The organism is Pseudomonas sp. Pc102, assembly GCF_018408275.1.
GTDB lineage: Bacteria > Pseudomonadota > Gammaproteobacteria > Pseudomonadales > Pseudomonadaceae > Metapseudomonas > Metapseudomonas tohonis.
This window is the reverse complement of the sequence record NZ_AP021905.1, coordinates 2581557-2606120: the sequence shown is the minus strand read 5'-3', so window position 1 is coordinate 2606120 and position 24564 is coordinate 2581557. Positions and strand designations below refer to the sequence as shown.

The following is a 24564-nucleotide window of genomic DNA, read 5'->3' as shown; positions in this document are numbered from 1 at the left end:
CCTATCTCGGGTCTTTTCGCGGCTGAAGCCGCTCCCACAGGGGCCGCCTGCCGACGCCAGCCTACGCAGGCCTGCAGAGACTCCCCGTGGGAGCGAATTCATTCGCGATGGAGCGCCCGACCCACTCGCAGCCTCGTGCCGTCATCGGGTCTTTTCGCGGCTGAAGCCGCTCCCACAGGGGCCGCCTGCCGGCGCTAACCTACGCAGGCCCGCTGAGGCTCCCCCGTGGGAGCGAATTCATTCGCGATGGAGCGACCGACCCACTCGCAGCCTCGTGCCGTCATCGGTTCTTTTCGCGGCTGAAGCCGCTCCCACAAGGAAAGAACAACGATCAGGGCCGCATCGTCATCCGCCGGGCGCCATGGCCCTGCAGGGCGCTGGCGGTCGGCTGGCGGATCAGCGCGGCCTGCCACTGGCTGGCGGTGAAGCCGTCGGTCTCCTGCAGCAGGGCGAACTTGCCGGCCACCAGGGTCGCCACCGGCACGCCGTCGCGCAGCAGCAGGCGGTTGCCGGCCACGGCGGGCACCTTGGCGCCAGGCAGCAAGGTGCCCTGCAGGTTCAGCGGGTCGCAGGCGCTGAGGCTGACCAGCTCCCCCGAAAGCGGCCGTTTGCGCACCTCGCGCAGCAGGCCGACGGCTTCGGGCAGGGCGAACTGCTCGCCCGCCACGCCGGCGACGAAGCGCCCGCCACGAATCTCCCCGCGCGCTTCCAGGCGGTGATAGACACGCAGCAGCTCGCGCCAGCTCGGCAGCCAGTCCGCCTCGCGTTCCAGCAGGCGCCAGCAGACCACGCCATAGCGGCGCAGCAGGGTCCGGGCGACATGTTCCAGGGCGTCGGCCGGCACCTGGCCGGGGCGATTGTCCTCGCCGCGCCCACGCAGCAGCGACCAGCGACCGGCGTCCTGCATGCTGGCCAGCGCCAGGCGCGCGCGGCGGTCGGTACGGCTGCGCCGGGCTGCGGGCATCAGCAGCGAACGCAGGCCGGCGAAGCTGTCGGCGCTGGCCAGGCCCAGGGCCACCAGTTCGCCGAGGCAATCCTCCAGTTCGCTGCGCAGCAGGCGGGTCTCCTCCAGCAACTCGTCGAAGAACAGGGCGCCCTGCCCCGCCAGCACCTCGCGCACCCGTTCGGCACGGGGCGAGGGCTCGGCGACCACCGCCGTGCCCACGCAGGCACGCCAGAGCCCCTGGCTCTTGCGCGGCAGCAGCAGGATAGGCGTGCTGCGCAACGGCCCGCCGGCGGCCCGTGCCGGGGCGGCGAGTCGACTCCAGGCGATGCGCCCGGAACGGCACAGGTCGTCCAGCCAGTTGATGCCGTAGTCGGCGACGCGGGCCGGCAGCAACTCGCCTTCCCAGGCACCGGCAGCGGCCTGGAAGCCTTCCAGCAGGCCGAGCACGCCGGCCAGCGCCTCGGCACCGCGCATGCGGGTGGCACTGGAGAGGTGCTGCCAGTCGCAGAGGAAGCGCATGAAGTCCGCCCGCTCCACCGGCTCGATCTCCCGGCGCAGGCGCTTGACGGTGTAGCGATGGATGCGCGCCAGCAGGTGCCGCTCGCACCATTCCTCCTCCCGCGCACCGGGGCTGAAGCGGCCCCGCAGCACGTGCCCTTCACGCTCCAGCGCGGCCAGGGCGAAGGCGATGTCGCCCGGTGCCTGGCCTAGGTCGGCGGCGATGCGCGCCAGGGTCAGCGGGCCGAAGCCGCCCAGGCGCGAGCGCACCAGCTCCAGCAAGGCGGCCTCCGCTTCCCAGCAGGTGTCGAACCCGGCCGGCGCGGTGATCGCCGGCTCAAGCGAGCCCAGCGGGTACAGGGCCAGCACCTGCGGCAGGCGCTCGGCGGCCAGCCAGAATGCGGGACGGCCCTCCAGGTGCAGGCAGGCGGCACGACGCGCCCGGCCCAGTTGCGCCAACCAGCCCGCCCAACCGCTGTTGGCCTCCACCTCCGCCGGGGTGATGCAACCCAGCGCCAGCAGCGCCTCGTGCATCTCGTCGGCGTCGCGCACCTGGGGCCAGGCCTCCTCGGCGACGGCGGCGATGGCCTCGACGTCCAGGGCACCGAGGTCGTCGCTGGACTCGGGGTCGGTCCAGCGGCGGTTCTGCACGGCCTGGGTGCGGCGTTCCTCCAGCGGCGCATCGTCGAGGAAGGCATAGGGCCGCGCACCGAGGATCTCCGCCGCCAGCGCCGAGGGTGCCGGCAGGTCGCGGGCCACCCGCTCCACGGCACCGCTCTCCATGCGCCGCAGCAGGTCGAGCCAGGCCTCGGCGTCCATGGCCTCGTGCAGGCAGTCATCGAGGGTCTGTGCAACCAGCGGGTGGTCCGGCACCTCGCGCTCGCCCACCAGGTTCTCCTGGCAGGCCACCTGGTCGGGGAAAACGCTGGCCAGCAGGTCCTCGCTGCGCATGCGTTGCAGCTGCGGCGCCACCTTGCGCCCGCCCGACGCACGCGGCAGGGCCAGGGCGCTGGTGGCGTTCCAGCGCCAGCGCACGCCGAACAGCGGAGCGTCCAGCAGCGCCTGGATCAGCACCTGCTCGGCACTGTTGGAATGCAGGTAGCGCCACACCTCGTCCAGCGGAAAGCTGTGGCTGGTGGACAGCGACAGCACCAGGGCGTCCTCGGTGGCGGCGGCCTGCAGTTCGAAGTTGAAGCTGCGACAGAAGCGCTTGCGCAGCGCCAGGCCCCAGGCGCGGTTGACCCGGCTACCCAGGGGCGAATGGATGACCAGTTGCATGCCGCCGGACTCGTCGAAGAAGCGCTCCATCACCAGGCAGTCGCGGGTCGGCAGGCGCCCCAGGGCGGCCCGGGCGCGGGCCAGGTACTCGACCATCTGGCGGGCGGCGGCCTCGCCCAGGCCCAGCTCGCCCGTCAGCCAGTCGATGGCCAGCTGCAGATCGCCGTCGGCGGCGGCCAGCAGGCGCTCGATCTCCCCGCGCAGGCGCGAGACCCCGGCGGACAGCTCATCGCTGCGGCCCGGCGCCTCGCCGAGCCAGAAGGGAATGCTCGGCGGCTGGCCACGGGCGTCTTCCACCCGCACCCGCCCCGGCTCCACGCGCACGATGCGGTACGACTGGTTGCCCAGCTGGAACACGTCGCCGGCGATGCTCTCCACGGCGAAGTCCTCGTGCACCGTGCCCACCTGCATGCCCTGGGGTTCGAGCAGCACGTTGTAGTCACCGGCATCGGGGATGGTGCCGCCGGAGGTCAGCGCCACCAGCCGCGCCGAACGCCGGCCGCGCAGGCGGCGGTTGACCGCATCGCGGTGCAGGTAGGCGCCGCGCACGCCGTTGCGGCCGTTGTAGCCCTCGCCGAGCATGCGCAGCACGGCGTCGTAGCTTGCCCGGGGTAGTTCGGCATAGGGCGCGGCACGGGTCATCAGGGCGAACAGCTCGTCCTCGCCCCACTCCTGGTTGGCCACCTCGGCGACGATCTGCTGGGCCAGCACGTCCAGCGGCTGGCGCGGGATCACCAGGCTGTCCAGCTCGCCCCGGCGCACGCAGTCGAGCAGTGCAGCGCATTCGACCAGGTCATCCCGCGACTGGGGGAACAGCCGCCCCTTCGGCGTGCCGCCGACGCTGTGCCCGGAGCGCCCCACGCGTTGCAGGAAGGCAGCGATGCTGCGCGGCGAACCCAACTGGCAGACCAGCTCGACATCGCCGATGTCGATGCCCAGCTCCAGGGAGGCGGTGGCCACCAGCACCCGCAGCTCGCCACGCTTCAGACGCTGCTCGGCGTCCAGGCGCAGCTCGCGGGCCAGGCTGCCGTGGTGGGCGGCGACGGCGGCCTCGCCCAGGCGCTCGGAAAGGTGCCGCGCGGCGCGCTCGGCCAGGCGCCGGGTGTTGACGAAGACCAGCGTGGTGCGGTGCTCGGCCACCAGTCGGGCGAGACGGTCGTAGACGGTCTCCCAGGCATCGTTGCTCATCACCGCCTCCAGCGGCAGCGGCGGCACCTCGATGGCCAGGTCGCGCTCGCGGCTGTAGCCGACGTCGACGATCAGGCAGTCGCGGGACTCGCCCCCCGAGGCGTGCCGCCGAGGAAGCGCGCCACCGCCTCGATGGGCTTCTGCGTGGCGGACAGGCCGATGCGCTGCAACGGCCGGCCGCACAGGCTTTCCAGGCGCTCCATGCTCAGCGCCAGGTGGCTGCCGCGCTTGCTGCCGGCGATGGCGTGGATCTCATCGACGATCAGGCTGCGGCAGCTGCCGAGCATGGCGCGCCCGGACTCGGAGCCGAGCAGCACGTAGAGGGATTCCGGCGTGGTCACCAGGATGTGCGGCGCGCGCTTGCGCATGGCGTCGCGCTCGGCCTGGGGCGTGTCGCCGGTGCGCACCGCGGTGCGGATCGCCACCTCGCCCAGGCCCTGGCGCTGCAGCTCGGCGCGGATGCCGGCCAGGGGCTCGTCGAGGTTGATGCGGATGTCGTTGGACAGCGCCTTGAGCGGCGACACGTAGACCACGAAGCAGGCATCCGGCAGCCCGCCCTCGGCGAGGCCCTGTTCCACCAGCTCGTCGATGGCGGCGAGGAAGGCGGTGAGCGTCTTGCCGGAGCCGGTGGGCGCGGCCACCAGGGTCGAGCGACCGGCGCGGATGGCCGGCCAGGCCTCGGCCTGGGCCGGGGTGGGTGCGGCGAAGTGCCCGGTGAACCAGGCGCGCACGGCCGGGTGGAAATCGGCCAGGGCGATGTCGGCGGTAGGGGAAGTCGGCTTCATGCCGGCCAATATGCGGCCGCGCCGGCGCCCCCTCAAGGACCGCCCATCGTGCGCGCCGGGCTCAGGCGCGGCCGAAACGCGCCAGTTGCATCTCGCGCAGGCGGCTCAGGGTGCGGCGGAAGGGGAATTCCAGCCAACCCTCGGTGTAGAGCTGCTCCAGCGGCACCTCGGCCTCGATGTAGAGGGGCACGCGGCGGTCGTAGCACTCATCCACCAGGGCGATGAAGCGACGCACGCCATCGTCCAGCGGCGAGAGCTGCGGCAGCTGGCGATCACCGGCGGCCACGCGCTCGGCGCCGTCCTCGGTGCCCCGGGCGATGCGCCCTTCGCGGCGCGCGGCCCCCAGGCGCGGCACGGCGCCGAGGAGGATGGCGCCGAAACGGTCGCACAGGGCGATGAAGTCCAGGGCGGCCAGCGGCGCCTCGCAGAGCGCGGCATAGTCGCACCAGAGCGCCACCGGGCCCTGGCGGTGCACGGGGATGTCGCGATGGCCCAGGTGCAACGGGCGATCGTGGCTGGCGGCGCCGTCGTCCAGCTCGGCGAACACCGCCGCCAGCACGCTCGGGCGGCCCGGCTCTATCACCCAGTAGCGCGGCTGCGCGGCGCCGGGGTGCAGGCGGTGGTCCTGCCCGCCATCGACCGCCACCACCTGCATGTGCCGCGCGATCGCCTCGATCGCGGGGATGAAGCGCTGGCGGTTGAAACCGTCCGCATACAGCTGCGTCGGCGGCTGGTTGGAGGTGGCGACCAGCACCACGCCCTCCTCGAACATCACCTGCAGCAGGCCGCCGAGGAGGATCGCGTCGCCGATGTCGCTGACGAACAGCTCGTCGAAGCACAGCACCCGCACCTCCAGCGCCAACTCGCGGGCCAGGGCGCGCAGCGGGTCGGCGGTGCCGGTCAGGGCGAACAGGCGGCGGTGCACCCAGCGCATGAAGTGGTGGAAGTGCAGACGCCGTGCGGGCACCCGCAGCCCCTGGTGGAAGCGGTCCAGCAGCCAGGTCTTGCCGCGCCCGACCGGGCCCCAGAGGTACACCCCGCCGATGGCGCCGGCCCCCTCGTGCAGGGCCTGCTGGCACTGCTCCAGCAAGGTGGCGGCGTGCAGCTGCGCGGCATCCGGCGCGAACCCAAGGTCATCCACCGCGTGCCGGTAGGCCGCCAGTGGCGATAAACCGTCCATACCCCTCCCGCTCCGTTTGCGAACCGGCCGGCAGTCTACAAGGTTGCGGCAAGACGACGGCAAGACGACGGTCACGGGCGGCAACCGCTTGCCGCCCGGCACCCGCCCGCCTGGCAGCGAAAGGCCCTGGCACGGGCGTTCCGGCTGCTGGCACAGGCCTTGCTCAGCCAGCGGGCACAAGGACTTCCTATGGATGGATTCAGCATGAGCCTCTTCAGCACCGGCCTCGGTGGCCTCGACCGCTCCAAGCTGCAGGACATGACGCACACGCTCAAGCTCGTGCGTTACGGCGACGGGCGCCCGGTCCCCCCGCAGACCACGCAGCCGACCGCCACCCCACAGCCGAACCAGGCCAAGGCCGCGCCCAGGGTCGACCAGGCCGCCGCGCAACGCGACGCCGCCTACGACGAAGCCTTCGCCCGCATGCGCGTGAACCTGCAAGGCGGCACCGCCGCAGCGGCCGGCAACCAGACCACCGATGACGTCTACGCCGATGCCGGCGCAGCCGCCGCCAGTGTCGACAAGCCCGCCCGCAGCGCCGCCGCCCAGGAATTCCACGACTACATGGACAAGTCCGCCGGCGAGAAGATGCGCGACAAGATCCTCAAGGAGATGGGCCTGACCGAGGAAGACATCGACGCCATGCCGCCCGAGAAGCAGGAGCAGATCGAGAAGCAGATCGCCCAGCGCATGACCGAGCTGGCCGCCATCCAGCAGGAAGAGGAACTGCGCAAGCGTGGCCTCGACCTGGTCTCCATCGACACCGAAGACCCGCGCCTGCGGGCGATGCTCAACCCCTCGACCCGCGCGGGGATGCTCGGCGCCTGACACCGAGCAGCCCCAGCTGGAGCCCGGGCTACGTTCGGCTGCTCTCCCGTGGGAGCGAATTCATTCGCGATGGGGCATCCGCCACTCACGTCCCACTGCCGGCTGCGGGTCTCTCGCGGCTGAAGCCGCTCCTACGAGTAAAGCCCGCCGCGAGGCCGTACATCGCACCGTTGGTGCCGCCTGTAGGTCGGGTGCAACCCGACAACCCACACCAAGGCACAACCCGTAGGAGCGAGCTCTGCTCGCGAAGCTCTTTGTGGGAGCGAATTCATTCGCGTTGGGGCATCCGTCACTCGCAACCCGGCTGCGGGCCTTTCGCGGCTGAAGCCGCTCCTACGGAGAAGGCGCCCGCTTCGCCAGCCTGACGTACGGCACCGTCAATTCCCGCCTGCGGCTTGGATCGGGCGCCGCACTCTGGAATGCTATGCAGCCTCCGACCCGTCTCCCGCAATGGTTTCAAGGCTCCCTACGTTCCCATGAAGATGCGTTTCGCCCTCCTCCTGCTCGCCGCCGCGCTCTGTGCCGGTTGCAGTTCCGGCTTCCAGCCACTCAAGGCCAAGCCCGTCGTCGCCACGCGCAACCGCCCGCTGCCGCCGGAGAACCCGGTGTACGGCGTGCCCAGCTATGAAGCGCCGATGGTGTGGGTCGCCGAAGACCCGGACGACGTGAAGGGCAGCACGCGCAACATCGAGCCGCGCCCGGAACCGGCCCGGGAAATCCTCGCCCAGGCCATGGTCGCCGAAGAGATCGGCGACACCGAAACCCTGCTGGCCCGCCTCCACGAGGCCGCCGACGCCGGCAACGCCCGCGCCCACTACGAGCTGGCCCGCCACTACCTGACCGGTGAAGGCGTACCCGCCGACCAGGCCGCTGCGCTGGACCACCTGAGCCAGGCCGACGCCCTGGGCAGCGCCGAGGCCAGCCGCGTGCTGGCCTGGAACTACCTGCGCGGCACCGGGGTGCAGCAGGACGTGGAATACGGCACCCGCCTGATGGAGAAGGCCGCGCGCACCAGCGACCGCGCCCTGCGTGAAATCAGCCTGCTCTACCTCAACACCTGCGAGCCCTACCTGAACGACCCGCAGCGCGGCCTGGCGCTGCTCAAGGTGGCCAGCGACGCCGGCGACAGCGTCTCCGCCCCGCTCTACCAGCTCGCCCTGCGCCAGCAGCAGGGCCAGCCGATCGAAACCTCGGTGGCCCAGGCCCACGAACCGCTGCCGTGCCTGGCGCCAAGCATCGCCGCACCGACCGAGCGCGACGCCACCGCCATCGCGCTGAACGCCGAGCCCGCCGAGAACGAGGCCGCCGCCGAAGCCACCAAGCTCGCCGCCCTCTCCGGCGACCTCGACGCCATGGTGCTCTACGCCGAGAAACTGCTCAGCGGCGAGTACCCCTCCACCCAGCCGGAGCTGGAGTCGTACACCTGGTTCGCCGTCGCCGCCAACCGTGGCAGCGGCCCCGCCGCCGAGCGCATCGCCAGCCTCGCGCCCATCCTGCAGAACGCCGAAAAGCAGCAACCGGGCCTGGTGGGTTCGATGATCGCGGCACTCGACAGTGCCATCCAGCCGCCCCGCCAGCAGGTCCAGTAGCGGCTTGCCTACAGCCATGGGTGTCATCCATTTCCCGGCACCCGAGGCTTTTCCGTAAGACTTCAGGCACTCGGTGGGAAGCGCCCGACGACAAATGTCGGATTGATCCGATTCCTACCGAACTGCACGCGGGTCGCGATACCCGCGTTCCCGCCATCCCTACCATGTGCGCCGTACCGATTCCGCGAGCCCTGGTAGCAGATGCACAGACGAACCCTGATAGTCGACGACCACCCCATCACCCTGATCGGCCTGCGTGCCGTGCTGAGCCGTGAGAGCTCGCTGCAGATCGTCGGCGAGGCCCACAGCGCCGACGGCCTGCTCGAACAGCTCGCCGCCCGCCCCTGCGAGCTGCTGGTCACCGACCTGATGATGCCGGACAGCCGCCAGGCGGACGGCCTGCGACTGATCGAGCAACTGCGTCGTCGCTACCCGCAACTGGCGATCATCGTCGTCACCATGCTCGACAACCCGGCCCTCGCCGCCTCGCTGCTCAAGCTCGGCATCCAGGGCCTGGTGAGCAAGCGCGGGTTGCTGGCCGACCTGCCTCGCGCCCTTGGCGCCAGCACCAGGCGCCCGTTCGTTTCCGGCTCCCTGCAGCGCCTGATGCAGCTCGGCGAAGCCGCCCATGGCAAGCCCCTGGCGCAGATCGACGAACTCTCCCCGCGCGAGGTGGAGGTGCTGCGCCTGTACGGCAGCGGCCTGGCCATCAACGAGATCGCCCAGCGCCTCTGCCGCAGCAAGCAGACCATCAGCGCACAGAAGACCAGCGCCATGCGCAAGCTCGGCCTCGACACCAACGCCGCGCTGTACCTCTACATCCAGGAAAACGGCCTGGCCTGAGGACTGCCCATGACCTTCTCCCTCCGCCTCCTCCTGCTGCTGGGCCTGCTCTCCGGCGCCGGTATCCATGCCCCAGCCGAAGCGGCCTTGAGCTGCCCGCTGCGCATCGCCGACCTCGTCCCCTGCGAGCCCGGGCCAGGGGGACGCCTCGGCGGCTGCCTCGGCCTGACCGACACCTCGTCAGGGCCCGACTACGGTGTCACCCTGTTCGACGACGGCCTGAGCCTGCTGGAGACGCTGGAGCGTTCGGACATCGACTGGCGCGACCTGCCGCAGACCTTCTGGCATCTGCTGGTGCTGGTGGCGGTGGTGGTGATCCTCTCGCTTTTGTGGAACTGGCGCCTGCAACGCCAGATCCACCAGCGCCGCGCCGCGCAATGCCAGCTGAGCGACCAGCTGGCCTTCCAGTTCTCGCTGCTCAACGGCCAGCCGACGCCCCTCTACGTGCGCGACCTCGAAGGCCGCCTGAGCAGTTGCAACCGGGCCTACGAGCAGTTCTTCGCCAGCTCCCTCGACGAGATGCGCGGCACCACGCCACGCCAGCAGGGCATGTGCCTGGCGCTGGCCGACGCCCTCGAGAGCCGCCTGCAGGAAGTGCTGGAAAGCCGCCAGCCACGCTTCTTCGACAGCTGCACCGAGGAAAACGGCCGCCCGCGCCACCTCTACCAGTGGCAGGTGCCCTTCTACAGCGCCCGCGGCAAGCTGCTGGGCGTACTCGGCGGCTGGATCGACATCAGCGACCGCAAGGAACTGGAAACCCGCCTGCGCGACGCCCAGCGCCAGGCCCTGGACGCCAGCGCGGCCAAGAGCCGTTTCCTCGCCACCATGAGCCACGAGTTGCGCACCCCGCTCAACGCCCTGGTCGGCCTGCTGGAGCTGGAGAGCCGCGCCCGGCCGGGCTCGGAGAACCTGCGCATCGCCCGGCAGTCCGCCGACGCCATGATCGACCTGGTGGGCGACATCCTCGACCTCGACCGCATCGAGAGCGGTCGCATGCAACTGGCGCCCCGCCCCGTGGACCTGGCCGCGCTGTTGCGCGAGAGCCTGGAGCTGTTCGCCGCCCGCGCCCGCGAAAAGGGCCTGGCGCTGCAACTGGATTGCGCCTTGCCGGCGCACCGGCTGTACCGCGTCGACCCCCTGCGCCTGCGCCAGGTGCTGCACAACCTGCTGGCCAACGCCGTGAAGTTCAGCGGCCACGGCACCGTCAGCCTGGCCGGCCGCCTGCGCGACACGGGCCCGACCAGCAGCCTGCTCACCCTGAGCGTGAGCGACGACGGCATCGGCATCCCCCGCGGCGTGCAGGCACGGGTCTTCGAGCCCTACCGCCAGGCCGACGCCGAGGTCGCGCAACTGCACGGCGGCTCCGGGCTCGGCCTGCACATCTGCCGCGAGCTGGTGCACCTGATGGGCGGGCGCATCAGCCTGGAAAGCGAGCCCGGCCGGGGCTGCAGCGTCACCCTGGAGATGAACCTCGACTGGCGCCCCGCGCCCTCCGCCGCGTACCGCAACGCGCCCGCCTCGGCCCGCACCGACACCCAGCCCCTGCGTGTGCTGGTGGTCGACGACCTGTCCATCAACGCCCTGGTGCTGGAGCAGCAGCTGGCCAGCCTCGGCCACCGCGCCCGCGTGCTCACCGATGGCGCCTGCGCGCTCGCCGCCTGGGCCGAGGACGAATTCGACCTGCTGATCACCGACTGCAACATGCCGGGCATGGACGGCTACGCCCTGGCCCGCGCGGTGCGCCGCCTGGAAAGCGAGAGCGGACGTGCTCCCCGGCGCATCATCGGCTACAGCGCCAGCGCCCTGGCCGACGAAGCGGAGCGCTGCCGCGAGGCAGGCATGGACGAGTTGCTGATCAAGCCCGTGACCCTGGAGCGCCTGGCCGCCGCCCTCGCCGGGCGCAGCCCCGTCGCGTCGCCGGTACCGGCCATGGCTTTCGACCTCTGCCACCTGGAACGTCTCGACCACAGCCTGATGGAGCGCCTGCTGGCGGAACTCGAGCGCAACCTGGAAAACGAACTGCAGCGCCTCGCCACGCCGCTGGCCAGCAACCGGCCGGACCTCATCGCCCAGTGCGCCCACCGCCTCTCCGGCCTCGCCTGCACCATCGACGCCCCGGGCCTCATGCGCGCCTGCGACGCCCTGCGCCAGGCCGGCATCGACGCGCCCCGCCTGGAGCGCTGCCAGGCAGCGCTGGTGGCCGAGCTACAACGCATCCTCCACGAGGCCCGCAGCCGCCGTTCGACCTGACCACGTCGACTGCGTCGTGCTCCTGAAGCGCCACGATTGCCGCACGCCGGCCGTTGCGGTAAACAGGAGCGCTTTCCCGCCGTTGTCGCCGCACCGATGAAAAACTGGATCGCCACCTTCTTCCGCATCGTCAGGGACGACAAGGGCCAGACCCAGGGGTATCCCATCCCCTGGGCCATCGAGCGCCCAAGCCTGCATGGCTTCCTCGCCGCCTTCGCCGAGGCCCCCGGCGGCCTGCCGGACAGCGAGATCACCCTGCCCGACGAAGCCCCGACCGCCACCGGCAACGAACTGCGCTGGGCCCCGGGCGCCCTCGATGGCGTGCTCGGCCACCACGCCTCTGCCGACGATGTCGACACCGCCGACGAGGTGATGGCTGCCCTGCTCGCCACCCTCGACGATCCGACCCGAAACATGGCCCGCCTCTACCAAATGGTGGCCGACGGCAGCGTGCTCGGCTTCATCGATCAACTGGTCGAACGCCTGCAGCAGCGCCCCGGCCTGCCCCGCGCGCGACTCCATGCGCTGGCCCTGTGGCTGGCGCGCAGCAGCCCCGACCGCGGCGCGGTGAAGTTCGCCCTGGCCCTGCTCGGCGTGCTCGACAGCGGCAGCCAGCGCGAGCTGTTCATGACCTTCGGCCAGCACGAGGAATTCACCCTCTTCGCCACCATTGCCCTGGGCAACACCCTGGCGCCACCCGAGCGCGAGCGCGCCTGGTGGGCGCTGGCCCGCAAGGTCAGGGGCTGGGGTCGCATCCACCTGGTGGAGCGCCTTGCCCAGACCCCCTCGCCCGCCGTGCAGGACTGGCTGCTGCGCGAGGGCTACCAGAACTCGGTGATGGTGGAATACCTGGCCTACCCCTGCGCCGTGGGCGGCAACCTGCTGGCAGCGCTGAGCGGCCAGGATGTGGACGACGGCCTGCTCGACGGCGCCGTGGAAATGATCGAGGCGCTGATCAACGGCGGCCCTGCCCAGGACATCAACGACTACGCCGACGGCGCCGAGGCGGTGTTGCACCTGCTCGACCACCTGGCTCGCCGGCCGCCACGGCACCTCGGGCACTTCCTGGTGGTCGAGGGCATCCGCGACTTCGCCCGCGACCCGCACCAGGACTGGGAGCAGCTCGCCCGTCACGGGTGGACCGAGGCCTGCCGCGAGGACATCGCCCGCCGTGCCGACGCCATCCGCGAGAATCCGCAGTGGCCGCAACTGGTGCACCAGGGCCTGGGCGAGGACGAGGAACGCCTCTTCTGGCTCGCCGCCACCGCCGCCGGCCACCTGGACATCGACCCCTGGGACGCCTGGTTCGAACGCCAGAGCAGCCAGCGCTCCTCGGCCTGGTATCAACTGATGCAGACCACCGACCCGCAACGGGCCAGCCGGGTCATCGAACTGGCACGCCAGCAGCTGGACCTGGCGCACATCGCCAGCGGCCCCGGCAGCGCCCTCGGCCTGGGCCCGGAATACCGCCAGCACAGCGCACTGGACTTCATCCTCCAGGACCTCGGCCGCTTCCCCGTGCAGGGCTGGGACCTGGTCACCACCGGCCTCGCCAGCCCGGTGGTGCGCAACCGCCACATGGCGCTCAAGACCCTCGCCGCCTGGGGCCGCAACCAGTGGCCGGCCGACACCCTGCAACTGCTGCGACGCACCCTCGACCGCGAACCCGAGCAGAGCGTGCGCGAGCGCATCGCCGAGTTGCTGCAGCCGCAGTTGGTGGAAACGCCACGCCCGCCCGAATAAGCCTGGCGGCGCTGCACACGGCGGCGTCCGCCCGACCTCCCGTAGGATGGCGTAGAGCGAAGCGAAACCCATGCGGTGGGTGTTCCGGAAGCCCAGCATCGCTCCACAGACACCGCTCTTGAGCCTTTGCATCGCACCCACGACAGCTGGCGCAGGCACCGCCTTGCAAATTGCCCAGGCCACTGCGGCCTCTTCATGCGTTTTGCACGAGCGTCCACGCTGCGCTTATAGCCAATCGCTTGATTCTGCTGGGCTCGCGCCGGATGCCTTCCTGGCACGCCGTCTGCAATGGACTGGGGGCTGACTACAAGAAGGAGGCCCAGCCCATGTTCACCGCCATCAAGGAAATCTACGAAGCGTTCCCCGACCACAGCGTCGCCATCACCCCGCGCAGCGATGGCAAGTGGCTGCTGACCCTGAGCAAGGGCGGCATCCAGGAGCTGAGCCGGGAGTTCGACGGCGAGGCGGCGTTCAGCCAGCGCCGCATCCGCGGCCTGATCCGCGAGGTGGCCGAGGAGATGCTGCTGGTGGCCTGCGTCGATGCCATGAGCAAGCAGCGCAGCCTGGGCGAACTCCACGGCTTCATCGGCTCGCCCCTGCAGCTGGGCACCACCCCCCACGGACTGGAACGACGCGGCTTCTCGCGCCAGTAACCCGACCGGCCGCACCGGCGGCGCCGTGCCAACCGGCGGGGTGCATGGGAAGCGATGGCAACCACGAAGACGCATTGCGGGGCGCAAGGCCGATCCGTATAGTTGCCACTAATTCTCATTCGCGACAGAGCGCACCCGCGCTGGACCCCCGCTCCGATGCCGCCGACCAATGCCCCGATCCATACCCTCTACCAGAGTCACTCCGCCTGGTTGCTGGGTTTCCTGCGCCGTCGCCTGGGCAGCGGCTTCGATGCCGCCGACCTGATGCAGGACACCTTCCTGCGCGTGCTGCTGCGGCCCCGCGTGTTCGACGGCACGACGGGCGAGCGCTCCTACCTGGCGACCATCGCCCGTGGCCTGTGCATCGACCACTGGCGCCGGCGACAGCTGGAGCAGGACTGGCTCGCCGCCCTGGCTGCCCGTCCCGAGGCGGTGCAGGCGTCCCCCGAGCAGCGGGCGCTGATCATCGAAACCCTGCATGAAGTCGACGCCATGCTCCTGCGCCTGCCGCACAAGGTGCGCCGTGCCTTTCTCATGGCCCAGCTCGACGGCATGCCCTACCGCGAGATCGCCGTGGAGATCGGCGTCTCCGAACGCATGGTGAAGAAGTACCTGGCCCAGGCCTTCCTCCACTGCGCCGTGCTGGAGGCCGAACTCGACGGCCTGCTGGTGGAATGAGCACCATGGCCAGCCCGGAACGCAGCCTCAGCCACACCAGCCTGCAACAGGCCGCCCACTGGTACGTGCTGCTGCACGACGACGCCCCCAGTGCCCAGTTGCAGGCGCAATGGCAGGCCTGGCTCGACCAGCACCCTGAACACCGCGACGCCTGGCAGTACGTCGAGCGCGTCGGCCAGCGCTTCGCCCCGCTGCAAGCCGAGGGCGAGCGCACGCTGGCGAGCCACATGCTGCAGGGCGACCCGCGCCGCATCAGCCGCCGCCAGGGCCTGAAGAGCCTGCTGGTGCTGGGCGCCGGCTCGCTGCTCGGCTGGGGCACCTGGCGCACCACGCCGCTGCCGCGCCTGGTGGCCGGCTGGACGGCCGACTTCGCCACCGGCACCGCCGAGACCCGGGAGACCGTGCTCGCCGACGGCAGCCACCTGTGGCTGCGTGCCGAGAGCGCGGTGGACGCCGAGTTCAGTGGCGAGCAGCGCCTGCTGCGGCTGCGCTTCGGCGAGGTGCTGATCGACACCGCCAGGGACGCCACGCGCCCCTTCCTGCTGGAGAACCGCCACGGCCGCCTGCGCGCCCTCGGCACGCGCTTCGGCGTGCGCCAGGACCCAGGCTTCACCCGCCTCAGCGTCTACCAGGGCGCGGTGGAAGTGCGCAGCGCCGACAGCGGCCAGCTCAGCGTCATCGAGGCTGGCCAGCGCATCGACTTCGACCGCCTGTCCATGGGCACGCCCGCCCCGGTGCAACGGGCCGGCGAGTCCTGGACGCGCCAGGTGCTGGTGGCCGACGACATGCCCCTCGGCGAGCTGGTCGAAGCCCTCGCCCGCTACCGCCACGGCCACCTCGGCTGCAACCCGGCGGTCTCCGGCCTGCCGGTGATGGGCGCCTTCCCCCTGGGCGATACCGACCAGGCGCTGCAACTGCTCGGCGCCGCGCTGCCCATCCGCGTGCAGCGCCTCACCGACTGGTGGCTCAGCGTCGAGCCTGCCTGAGCACCCCGCCGGACCCGGTGCGCCGACACCCAGGAAAAATATTTTCCAGCGAGCGGTTCCCCTTTTCATTTCTCGTTCGGTTCAACCAGACAACACCGCCATCGGCCACCGAACATTTCCAGGGGACACCATGCACTTGCTCGCCAACCCGACCCTCCGCTTCGCCCTGCGCCCACTCGCGCTCGCCATCCCGGTGGCCCTGTTCGGCGTCGCGCCGCTGCCCACCTCGATGGCCCGGGCCGAGACCGCGCAGCAGGGCGTCGCCGAGCGCCAGTACGACATCGCACCGGGCCCCCTGGTCGCCTCGCTCAATGAATTCAGCAGCCAGGCCGGCATCTACCTCGCCGGCCACAACAGCCTCGCCGCCGGCAAGACCAGCGCCGGCCTGCACGGCCGCTTCAGCGTCACCCAGGGCCTCGCCACACTGCTGCAGGACAGCGGCCTGCAGGCCGTCGACCAGGGCAACGGCGGCTTCGTCCTGCAGCCGGCTCCCCAGGACGGCGCGATGCAACTGGCGCCGTCCGCCATCGTCGGCAGCGGCCTCGCCAACGGCCTCGGCCAGGGCGACACCGGCTACCGCGCCGAAGTCAGTACCACCGCCGGCAAGACCGCCACCGCCCTGGCCGACACGCCGCGCTCGGTATCGGTGGTCACCCGCCAGCGCATGGAGGACCAGAAATCCCAGACCCTCACCGACGTGCTCGGCTACGTGCCCGGCATCTACGCCCCGCCCTTCGCCGCCGGTGACGGCCAGGCCGGCGACCTGTTCTTCGTCCGTGGTTTCAACGCCACCGACTGGGGCTACGGCCTGCTCCGCGACGGCCTGCGCATGCAGGGCAACCGCTACGACTCCACCAGCGAGCCCTACGGCCTGGAGCGGGTCGAGGTGTTCCGTGGCCCGACCTCCATCCTCTACGGCGAGAATGCCCCGGGCGGCGTGGTCAACATGGTCAGCAAGCGCCCCACCGCCAACCCGCGCGGCGAAGTCGAGCTGACCTACGGCAGCAACAACCGCCAACAGCTGGGCATCGACGTCTCCGGCCCGCTGAGCGACGGCGATAACATCCTCGGCCGCCTGGTACTGCTCGGCCGCAACGCCGACACCCAGGTCGACGGCCAGCCGGACGACCGCCTCTACATCGCCCCGTCGCTGACCTTGAACCTCGACGACGCCACCTCGCTCACGCTGCTCTCGACCTACCAGCGCGACCGCACCCTGATGGAGCTGGGCTACCCTGCCGCCGGCACCCTGTTGCACAACCCCAACGGCAAGATCGACAAGGACACCCTGCTCGGCCACCCCGACTGGGACAAGTTCGAGCGCGAGACCTGGACCCTCGGCTACGAGTTCTCCCACACGCTCAACGACACCTGGCAGTTCCGCCAGAACTCGCGCTACATGCAGTCGCGCATCGACCGCCACGAGATGTGGCCCGGCAGCCTCAACGCCGGCGGCTTCGGCACCACGCTCGCCTACACCGCCTACGACCGCACCAACAAATCCATCGCCTACTCCCTGGACAACCAGTTCGAAGGCCACTTCGCCAGCGGCGACTTCGACCACACCGTGCTGCTCGGCGCCAGCCTCGACCGCACCTCGTTCAACCAGAACTGGGATGCCGGCGCCGGTGGCCTGATCAACGTCTTCGACCCGGTCTGGACCACCCGCCCGACCACCCCCGTGCACATCCAGAACGCCCAGCTCGACCAGTCGATGTACGCCGCCTACAGCCAGTTGCAGACCCGCTACGACAACTGGGTCCTGCTGCTCGGCGGGCGCTTGGACCGGGTCAACAGCCAGTACCGCAACAAGCCCGGCACCACCAACGCCGCCGCCGACCTCGACTACTGGGACACCGACTTCACCTGGCAGGCCGGCCTGATGTACCAGTTCGACAACGGCCTCTCGCCCTATGTCAGCTACTCCACGGCCTTCGCCCCGACCCAGCAGACCTCCAGCCGCTCCGGCCCCCTGGACCCGACCACCGCCGAGCAGTACGAGGCCGGCATCAAGTACGAGCCCAGGGGCTGGAACACCGCCTTCACCGCCTCCGTCTACGACCTGCGCAAGACCGACGACGTGATCTTCGACAGCGCCGCCAACGACTACCGGCAGGTCGGCGAGAGCCGCGCCAAGGGCGTCGAGCTGGAACTCAACAGCGACCTGACCGAGAACCTCAACCTCACCGCCGCCTACACCTACACCGACTCGCGCATCACCAGGGACGCCCAGGGCTCGCTGCTCGAAGACCACCAGATGACCGGCGTGCCGCGCAACCAGGCCTCGGCCTGGGCCAGCTACCGCTTCCTCGACGGCGCCCTCAAGGGCCTGCGCATCGGCGGTGGCGTGCGCCACTTCGACAGCACCTTCGCCTACACCCCGGCCTCGCTGTACGGCCGGCTGGACACCGGTGACGTCACCCTGCTGGACGCTGCCATCGGCTACACCATCGACGACAACTGGTCCGCCGAGGTGAACGCCAAGAACCTCCTCGACAAGGAATACGTCGCCGGCTGCAACAACGCCGGGCGCTGCTACTGGGGCGAAGAACGCAGCCTGCTGGGCTCGGTCTCCTTCCACTGGTAAACGGCCGCCCAAGCCACGGAGCCGACCGATGCGTAGGGTGGACAACGCTCTTCTCGTCCACCAAGCGATGCAACCGGGAAGCGCGGATTCCCGTAGGTTGGGCTGAGGCACGAAGCCCAACGCAACACGGCCGAACCCCGCTGCGTTGGGCCTCGCTGCGCTCGGCGCCAACCTACGGCACCGTGCCCAACCCAAGCCACAAAGCCGACCGATACGTAGGGTGGACGACGCTCTTTTCGTCCACCGAACGGTGCCACCGGGGAACGCGGAGCCAGGGCAGCCCTGCGGCCTGCTTGGCGACTGAAGTCGCCCCTACGAATGGCTGCCACCTTGAAGCGCGGAGCCTATGGGTCGGGGGCAACCCGGCAATCGATTCCGGGTCGCCCCTTGCCGACGAACGATGTCCCATGCCAGGATTCGCGCCATGACCAGACTCCTGAGCAACCGCATCCATCATCACGGCTCCCCCTCCGGGCGCCGTGATTGCTCATGCCCGTTGCAAGCTGACTGAATCGGCTGCGATGGACACGCAAAGGCGCCCAAGGGCGCCTTTTTTCATGCCTGTAGAAAACCAGAGAGGAACCAGAAATGACCATGCTACGAGGAACCCGGATCATCACCGGCGAAGAAGCCAAAGCCATGCGCGAGATCGAGGGCCGCTTCCGGAGCTGGCTTCATCGACGCCGGGGCTGAGGAAGCGATAGTCCCCGCGCTGTGGGGCCAGGACACCTTCATCGAGAAGACCGGCGGCAGCGAGATCATGGGCCAGATGTGGGCCTTCGACGACAAGGCCGGGCGCCCCTGCTGCTTGATCCCCGAAGCCACCGCGCTGTTCCAGGAGCGCAGCGCCCTCCTGCTGGCCGGGCGCCGGGAAGCCACCTTCTTCTACGCCGCACGCTGCTACCGCTACGAGCGTCCCCAGGCCCTGCGCTACCGCGAATTCACCCAGTTGGGCGTCGAAGTGCTTGGCGACCCCGAACGCGGCCTGGCCCGCAGCCAGGCGCTGTGCATCGGCTTCCTCGACTCACTCGGGCTGGAATACGAGCTGGACCTGCGTGCCAGCCGCGGGCTGAGCTACTACCTGGGCGGCCAGGGCTTCGAGGTGCGTTGCCCCGTGCTGGAAAACCAGCGCCAGGTGGTGGGCGGCGGCGCCTATGCCGAGGGCGCCGGTTTCGGCATCGGGCTCGAACGCCTGGCCATGGCGCTGGCCCTGCAGCGTGGCCGGGAAACACCAGCCTCGTAGGTTGGGCTGAGGTACGAAGCCCAACGCGACACGGCTGAACATCGCTGCGTTGGGCCTCGCTGCGCTCGGCGCCAACCCACGCCTGTAGGAGCGAATTTATTCGCGATGGAATATCCAGCCACTCGCAACCCTGTGCCGGCTGCGGGTCTTTCGCGGCTGAAGCCGCTCCCACAAGCAAAGCCCGCGCGAGGACGAACAGCGCTGCGTTGGTCCTCGCTACGCTCGGCGCCCACCCACGGTGCCGCCCCTACCGACGAATACGGAACGCCTTGGGCGACAGCCCCGTGCCGCGCTTGAAGAAGCGCGAGAAGTAGGCCGGTTCGGAGAAGCCCAGGCTGTCGGAGACCTGGTTGATGGTCATCGCCGTGTAGACCAGGCAGCGCTTGGCCTCCAGCAGCAGGCGCGCGCTGATCATCTGCAGAGCGGACTGGCCGGCCAGGCGCCGGCACAGGGCGTTGAGGTGGGCGGCGCTGATGCCGAGGGCGGCGGCGTACCAGTCGATGGGGCGGTGTTCGCGGTAATGGGCTTCGAGCAGGCGGGTGAAACGCTGCAGGTGCTCGCGTCCCCGGTCCTGCGCCGGCGCCTCGGCGCGGGACAGATCCAGCGAGCGGCGCCCCACCCACACCAGCAGCGCGCTGATCAGCGACTGCAGCATCAGTTCGCGGCCCGGCGCCTGGTCGCCGTACTCCTGGGCCAGGGATTCGAACAGCGCGTCCAGGTAGCGCTTCTGCCCCGCCACCGGATAACAGGCGGCGCGGGCCAGCGGCGGTTCGTCCAGGGCCGCGCCGAGCTGGTCCACCAGCGGCAGCGCCAGGCTCAACACGTAGCCACGGATGTCCTCCGAGAAGCGGAAGCCGTGCACGCAGAGCGCCGGCACCACCTGCAGCGCGGCCACCTCGACGCGGTTGACCACGCCCTCCACCTCCAGCTCCGCCGTACCGCCCTGCACGTAGAGCACCTGCACCAGCTCGCCGTGCCGATGGGGGCGGATCTCCCAATCGTGCAGGGCGCTGCGTTCGGGGATCGACTCGCAATGGATCAGGTCCGGCGTCGGCCAGGCGCGGGTCTCGCCGTAGAGGCGGAACACCGGAACCGGGGAAACCTGCGACATGAAAACCTCGGAAAGTCCATGAAACCAACCGGATAGTGCCTTCAAAGGCGCCGACCATCCACCAAAAATACAGAGGACTACAACAACAACGGGCCAGGCGACGTGCCGACCGAGGCCCCATGAGGACAACAACAATGAAGACTCGAGTCGCCATCATCGGCGCCGGCCCCTCCGGCCTCCTGCTCGGCCAGCTGCTGCACAAGGCCGGTATCGACACCGTCATCCTCGAACGCCAATCCGCCGATCATGTGCTGGACCGCATCCGCGCCGGCGTGCTCGAACAGGGCATGGTCGAGCTGCTGCGCGAAGCCGGGGTCGGCGCGCGAATGGACCGCGAAGGGTTGGTCCACGATGGCTTCGAACTGGCCTTCGATGGCCGCTGCGAACGCATCGATCTCAAGGGGCTCACCGGCCGCACGGTGATGATCTACGGCCAGACCGAAGTCACCCGCGACCTGATGGACGCCCGCCGGGCCAGCGGGGCGCGCACGTTCTACAACGCAGCCGAGGTGGCCCTGCACGACCTGCAGAGCGACCGTCCCCACGTCACCTTCGCCCACAACGGCGAGACACTGCGCCTGGATTGCGACTACATCGCCGGCTGCGACGGCTTCCACGGCGTGGCGCGCAGATCCATCCCCACAGGCGTGCTCAGGGAATTCGAACGGGTCTACCCCTTCGGCTGGCTCGGCGTGCTGGCCGATACCCCGCCGGTGGCCGAGGAGCTGGTCTACGCCGCCCACGAGCGCGGCTTCGCCCTGTGCAGCATGCGCTCGCCGACCCGCACCCGGTACTACGTGCAGGTGGGCATTGAAGAGCGGGTGGAGGACTGGTCCGATGCGCGCTTCTGGGAAGAACTCAAGCGCCGCCTGCCGGCCGACACCGCCGCGAGCCTGGTGACCGGCCCCTCCCTGGAAAAGAGCATCGCGCCCCTGCGCAGCTTCGTGGTGGAGCCCATGCAGCACGGCCGGCTGTTCCTGGTGGGCGACGCCGCGCACATCGTCCCGCCCACCGGCGCCAAGGGCCTGAACCTCGCCGCCAGCGACGTCGGCACCCTCTACCGGATCCTCCTGGCCGTGTACCGCGAAGGCCGCCACGCCCTAACCGCACGCTATTCGGAAATCTGCCTGAAACGCGTCTGGAAGGCCGAGCGCTTCTCCTGGTGGATGACCTCGATGCTGCACCGCTTCCCCGACACCGACGCCTTCAGCCGCCGCATGCAGCGGGCCGAACTGGACTACTTCGTCGGCTCCGAGGCCGGCCGCACCAGCATCGCCGAGAACTACGCGGGGCTGCCCTATGAACCGGTGGAGTGAGGGGTGGCCGGCTAGCGCTTTTCCACGGTGATGGGGATGGCCTTCAGCCGGTAGGCATCGACTATGGCCTGCGCCTCCGCCTTCGACAGCACGTCGAGCTGCGCCTGGCGCAGGGTCTCCGCGGAGCTGTACATCGAGCGCAGCAGCACCAGGCGGTAGACGTCCATGCGCTCCTCGGGTCGGCTGCAGCGGCTGGCGCAGAACTCGCGGTAGACCCGCGCCATCTCCTCGAAGATCACCAGGTTGGCCTCGGGGTCGGCGTCGCGCTTGTAGAGGTCGACCGCCCGCTCGTAGCTGATGCCGTCGATGGGCTCGAACACCTGGGTCACCGCGCGGATGCGCGCCAGCACCTGCGGCGACAGCTGCTCGTGCACGCGATCGTTGAGGCGCACGCTGTTGGGGTCCACCGTCTGGGCCGCCGCTGCGGGGCCGGTGAGGAGCACGGCCAGGCAGGCGGCGAGGAGCTGTTTCAGGGTCATGGGAAGGTCCGTTTCTCGGGGCGATCATCCTAGCGCCCAGGCCCCGGCAACGCACGGCCGTCCAGCGGCGAGACCCCGCCCTGCCCTAGCCGATCTGCCGCGCCCTGCCCGCCAGCCAGCCGGCCACCGCCATGGCCAGGGACAGCCCCAGGCACAGCGTCAGCGCCAGGCCCCAGCTGCCGGCGGCGTCGTGCAGGCGGCCCATCAGCGGCGGGCCGAAGGCGGCCAGCAGGTAGCCCACGCACTGGGCCATGCCGGAGAGCGCAGCGGCTTGCTGCGGGTTGCCGGCGCGCAGGCTGATGAAGGTCAGGCCGAGGATGATCACCGCGCCCGCCCCGGCGCCGAAGAGCATGGCCCAGAGGATCGACCAGCCCGGCGCCAGCAGCAGGCCGAGCAGCCCGACACCGGCCAGCAGCGCCATGGCCAGGGCGATCAGCCGCTGGTCACGCATGCGGTTGAGCAGCGGCGCCAGCACCAGCCCCGGCAGCGCCGACGCCAGCTGCAGCAGGCCATGGGCGGTGCCCGCCTCGGCCGGTGAGTAGCCGGCACTGGCCATGATCGACGGCAGCCAGCCCACCAGCACGTAGTAGAGGAAGGAGTTGATGCCCATGAACAGGGTGATCTGCCAGGCCAGCGCCGAATGCCAGATGCGCCCGCCGTGCAGCGGCCCCGGCGTGCCCTGGGCCGGCGCGCTGTGCTGGCCCAGCTGCGGGCTCCAGGCCACCATCGCCAGCAACGGCAGGACGATCACCGAGCCCAGCGCCAGGCGCCAGCCGCTTTCGGCCGCCTGGGCCAGGGGCACCGCCACCATCGACGCCAGGGCGGCGGCGACGCCCATGGTCACCGCATAGGCGCCGGTGAGGCTGGCGATGCTGCGGGGGAAATCGCGCTTGAGCAGGCTCGGCAGCAGCACGTTGCCGACGGCGATGCCCGAGCCGATCACCCAGGTGCCCAGGTACAGGCACCAGGCCGGCCCCAGCGAGCGCATGACGATGCCGCCGGCGATCAGGATCAGCGCGCCGAACAGCGTGGGCTCCAGCCCGTACTCGCGGGCCAGCAATGCGGAGAACGGCGAGATCAGCGCGAAGGCCAGCAGCGGCAGGGTGGTGAGGATGCCGGCCTCGGCATTGGACAGGCCGAACGCCGGCTGGATCAGGTCCAGCAGCGGCGCCACGCCGGTGACGGGCGCGCGCAGGTTGGCGGCGATGAGCAGGATGCCGACGATCAGCAAGGCGGGTCGGGCGACCGAGGCGGTCAGGGTGCGGGTGGACATGGAAACGGGCCGAAGAGGGGTGGGCCGCTACGTTACGGCCTACACGCACCGGCTGAATCTGGATATATTGCCGATCGATTTTCAAATCCGGCCATATTCGCCATGTCCCTGGAACGCGCCCTCAGCATCGACCCGGACCTCTCCCACCGCCCCGCCGTGGCGATGAAAGTCGACACCTCCGACAGCCGCAGCGAAGTGCCCATGCACCGCCACCGCAAGGGCCAACTGATCATCGCGCTGCGTGGCGGCGTCACCTGCGAGGTGCCGGGCGCCCTGCTGATGGTGCCGCCGCAATGCGCCATCTGGCTGCCCGGCGGCACGCCCCACAGCAACCGCGCCACCGCCAACGCGCACATCTGGTTCCTCTTCGTCGAACCCGGCTGCGCGGACCTGCCGGACGAGTGCTGCACCCTCAGCATCACGGCGCTGCTGCGCGAGGGCATCCGCCATCTCGCCGAGCTGCCCTGGGACTACGAGCCCGGCAGCGCCACGGACCACCTGGTGCGTTTCCTCCTCGCCGAACTGGCGCGCATGCCCCGCGAGCGGCACCTGCTGCCGATCTCGGACGACCCGCGCATCCGCCTCATCGCCACCGCCCTGGCCGACAACCCGGCCGATCGCAGCACCCTGGCGCAATGGGCCGCGCGCGTGGCCATGAGCGAACGCAGCCTGGCGCGCCTGGTGCAGAAGGAAACCGGCCTCAGCTTCGGCCGCTGGCGCCAGCAGCTGCACCTGCTGGTGGCCCTGCGCCTGCTGGCCGGCGGCGCCACGGTGCAGCAGGTTTCGGGCGATCTTGGCTACGAATCGGTGAGCGCGTTCATCACCATGTTCAAGAAGGCCCTGGGCATGCCGCCGGCCCGCTACTTCGCGGCCCTGGAGGGCTAGAACCCACCGTCGACCTACGGCCGATCCGTGCCGATGGATTCCCCTTAGCCCGGGCTTCAGCCCGAGGTCTCAATCAGCTCCGATTGGTGGATGAAAAGAGCGCCATCCACCTTACCCGCCGGATATGCACGTGCCCGAAAGCCGCACCGTCGTAGGGTGGACCACGCTCCACCGGTCCACCGAACGCGGCCAGGCGTGGCCCCCAAGCCCGGCCCCAGCCACCGA

Annotated in this window: 16 protein-coding genes and 1 pseudogene; 12 read left to right on the top strand and 5 right to left on the bottom strand. The window is 70.3% G+C overall.

What is annotated here, in order from left to right:
• Positions 1–331 precede the first annotated feature (331 nt).
• A pseudogene (locus PHLH3_RS12130) lies at positions 332–4695 on the bottom strand (DEAD/DEAH box helicase).
• Between the two features lie 61 nt (positions 4696–4756).
• Positions 4757–5875, bottom strand: coding sequence for a cell division protein ZapE (zapE, locus tag PHLH3_RS12125; RefSeq protein ID WP_213629458.1), 1119 nt, complete (start codon positions 5873–5875; stop codon positions 4757–4759).
• A gap of 204 nt (positions 5876–6079) precedes the next feature.
• On the opposite strand from zapE, the gene PHLH3_RS12120 reads away from it, so the two are divergent.
• The 10 genes from PHLH3_RS12120 (at position 6080) to PHLH3_RS12075 (ending at position 19275) form a co-directional block, all read left to right on the top strand.
• Positions 6080–6703 (top strand): hypothetical protein, encoded by a 624-nt coding sequence (locus PHLH3_RS12120; RefSeq protein ID WP_213629456.1) that lies wholly within the window; start codon positions 6080–6082, stop codon positions 6701–6703.
• Positions 6704–7179: 476 nt separating this feature from the next.
• Positions 7180–8292, top strand: a complete 1113-nt coding sequence (locus tag PHLH3_RS12115) for an SEL1-like repeat protein (protein ID WP_213629454.1) — start codon at positions 7180–7182, stop codon at positions 8290–8292.
• A 201-nt stretch (positions 8293–8493) separates the two neighbouring features.
• The gene (locus tag PHLH3_RS12110) at positions 8494–9135 is read left to right on the top strand and encodes a response regulator (RefSeq protein ID WP_213629452.1); all 642 of its coding nucleotides are present in this window, start codon (positions 8494–8496) and stop codon (positions 9133–9135) included.
• A 9-nt stretch (positions 9136–9144) separates the two neighbouring features.
• The gene (locus PHLH3_RS12105; protein ID WP_213629450.1) at positions 9145–11385 is read left to right on the top strand and encodes an ATP-binding protein; all 2241 of its coding nucleotides are present in this window, start codon (positions 9145–9147) and stop codon (positions 11383–11385) included.
• Positions 11386–11481: 96 nt separating this feature from the next.
• Positions 11482–13128, top strand: coding sequence for a hypothetical protein (locus PHLH3_RS12100; protein WP_213629448.1), 1647 nt, complete (start codon positions 11482–11484; stop codon positions 13126–13128).
• Positions 13129–13454: 326 nt separating this feature from the next.
• Positions 13455–13781 (top strand): hypothetical protein, encoded by a 327-nt coding sequence (locus tag PHLH3_RS12095; RefSeq protein WP_213629446.1) that lies wholly within the window; start codon positions 13455–13457, stop codon positions 13779–13781.
• Between the two features lie 156 nt (positions 13782–13937).
• Positions 13938–14459, top strand: coding sequence for a sigma-70 family RNA polymerase sigma factor (locus tag PHLH3_RS12090; protein WP_213629445.1), 522 nt, complete (start codon positions 13938–13940; stop codon positions 14457–14459).
• A gap of 5 nt (positions 14460–14464) precedes the next feature.
• The gene (locus PHLH3_RS12085; RefSeq protein ID WP_213629443.1) at positions 14465–15445 is read left to right on the top strand and encodes a FecR domain-containing protein; all 981 of its coding nucleotides are present in this window, start codon (positions 14465–14467) and stop codon (positions 15443–15445) included.
• 229 nt (positions 15446–15674) lie between these two features.
• Positions 15675–18032 carry a TonB-dependent siderophore receptor gene (locus PHLH3_RS12080; protein WP_213630517.1) on the top strand — a complete coding sequence of 786 codons (2358 nt, stop codon included), beginning with the start codon at positions 15675–15677 and terminating at the stop codon, positions 18030–18032.
• Between the two features lie 676 nt (positions 18033–18708).
• Positions 18709–19275 carry an ATP phosphoribosyltransferase regulatory subunit gene (locus PHLH3_RS12075; protein ID WP_213630515.1) on the top strand — a complete coding sequence of 189 codons (567 nt, stop codon included), beginning with the start codon at positions 18709–18711 and terminating at the stop codon, positions 19273–19275.
• 247 nt (positions 19276–19522) lie between these two features.
• Here PHLH3_RS12075 and PHLH3_RS12070 read toward each other — a convergent pair whose 3' ends face one another.
• Positions 19523–20386: a helix-turn-helix domain-containing protein gene (locus tag PHLH3_RS12070; protein ID WP_213629441.1), complete on the bottom strand. Its 864-nt coding sequence runs from the start codon at positions 20384–20386 to the stop codon at positions 19523–19525.
• 134 nt (positions 20387–20520) lie between these two features.
• Here PHLH3_RS12070 and pobA point away from each other — a divergent pair, with 134 nt between their 5' ends.
• Positions 20521–21702 (top strand): 4-hydroxybenzoate 3-monooxygenase, encoded by a 1182-nt coding sequence (gene pobA / locus PHLH3_RS12065; RefSeq protein WP_213629440.1) that lies wholly within the window; start codon positions 20521–20523, stop codon positions 21700–21702.
• A gap of 11 nt (positions 21703–21713) precedes the next feature.
• On the opposite strand, the gene PHLH3_RS12060 is transcribed toward pobA, so the two are convergent.
• Both PHLH3_RS12060 and PHLH3_RS12055 read right to left on the bottom strand, forming a co-directional pair.
• Entirely contained in the window at positions 21714–22181 is a 468-nt protein-coding gene (locus tag PHLH3_RS12060; protein ID WP_213629438.1) for a hypothetical protein, read from the bottom strand.
• Positions 22182–22266: 85 nt separating this feature from the next.
• Positions 22267–23454 carry an MFS transporter gene (locus PHLH3_RS12055; RefSeq protein WP_213629436.1) on the bottom strand — a complete coding sequence of 396 codons (1188 nt, stop codon included), beginning with the start codon at positions 23452–23454 and terminating at the stop codon, positions 22267–22269.
• 102 nt (positions 23455–23556) lie between these two features.
• Between PHLH3_RS12055 and PHLH3_RS12050 the strand changes: the two genes are divergently transcribed.
• Positions 23557–24339, top strand: a complete 783-nt coding sequence (locus PHLH3_RS12050) for a helix-turn-helix transcriptional regulator (protein ID WP_213629434.1) — start codon at positions 23557–23559, stop codon at positions 24337–24339.
• The last annotated feature ends 225 nt before the right edge of the window (positions 24340–24564 follow it).

Bases quoted from the DNA above. Each gene is read 5' to 3' on its own strand.
- zapE (WP_213629458.1), bottom strand. From the start codon at position 5,875: ATGGACGGTTTATCGCCACTGGCGGCCTACCGGCACGCGGTGGATGAC.
- PHLH3_RS12120 (WP_213629456.1), top strand. From the start codon at position 6,080: ATGAGCCTCTTCAGCACCGGCCTCGGTGGCCTCGACCGCTCCAAGCTG.
- PHLH3_RS12115 (WP_213629454.1), top strand. From the start codon at position 7,180: ATGAAGATGCGTTTCGCCCTCCTCCTGCTCGCCGCCGCGCTCTGTGCC.
- PHLH3_RS12110 (WP_213629452.1), top strand. From the start codon at position 8,494: ATGCACAGACGAACCCTGATAGTCGACGACCACCCCATCACCCTGATC.
- PHLH3_RS12105 (WP_213629450.1), top strand. From the start codon at position 9,145: ATGACCTTCTCCCTCCGCCTCCTCCTGCTGCTGGGCCTGCTCTCCGGC.
- PHLH3_RS12100 (WP_213629448.1), top strand. From the start codon at position 11,482: ATGAAAAACTGGATCGCCACCTTCTTCCGCATCGTCAGGGACGACAAG.
- PHLH3_RS12095 (WP_213629446.1), top strand. From the start codon at position 13,455: ATGTTCACCGCCATCAAGGAAATCTACGAAGCGTTCCCCGACCACAGC.
- PHLH3_RS12090 (WP_213629445.1), top strand. From the start codon at position 13,938: ATGCCGCCGACCAATGCCCCGATCCATACCCTCTACCAGAGTCACTCC.
- PHLH3_RS12085 (WP_213629443.1), top strand. From the start codon at position 14,465: ATGGCCAGCCCGGAACGCAGCCTCAGCCACACCAGCCTGCAACAGGCC.
- PHLH3_RS12080 (WP_213630517.1), top strand. From the start codon at position 15,675: ATGGCCCGGGCCGAGACCGCGCAGCAGGGCGTCGCCGAGCGCCAGTAC.
- PHLH3_RS12070 (WP_213629441.1), bottom strand. From the start codon at position 20,386: ATGTCGCAGGTTTCCCCGGTTCCGGTGTTCCGCCTCTACGGCGAGACC.
- pobA (WP_213629440.1), top strand. From the start codon at position 20,521: ATGAAGACTCGAGTCGCCATCATCGGCGCCGGCCCCTCCGGCCTCCTG.
- PHLH3_RS12060 (WP_213629438.1), bottom strand. From the start codon at position 22,181: ATGACCCTGAAACAGCTCCTCGCCGCCTGCCTGGCCGTGCTCCTCACC.
- PHLH3_RS12055 (WP_213629436.1), bottom strand. From the start codon at position 23,454: ATGTCCACCCGCACCCTGACCGCCTCGGTCGCCCGACCCGCCTTGCTG.
- PHLH3_RS12050 (WP_213629434.1), top strand. From the start codon at position 23,557: ATGTCCCTGGAACGCGCCCTCAGCATCGACCCGGACCTCTCCCACCGC.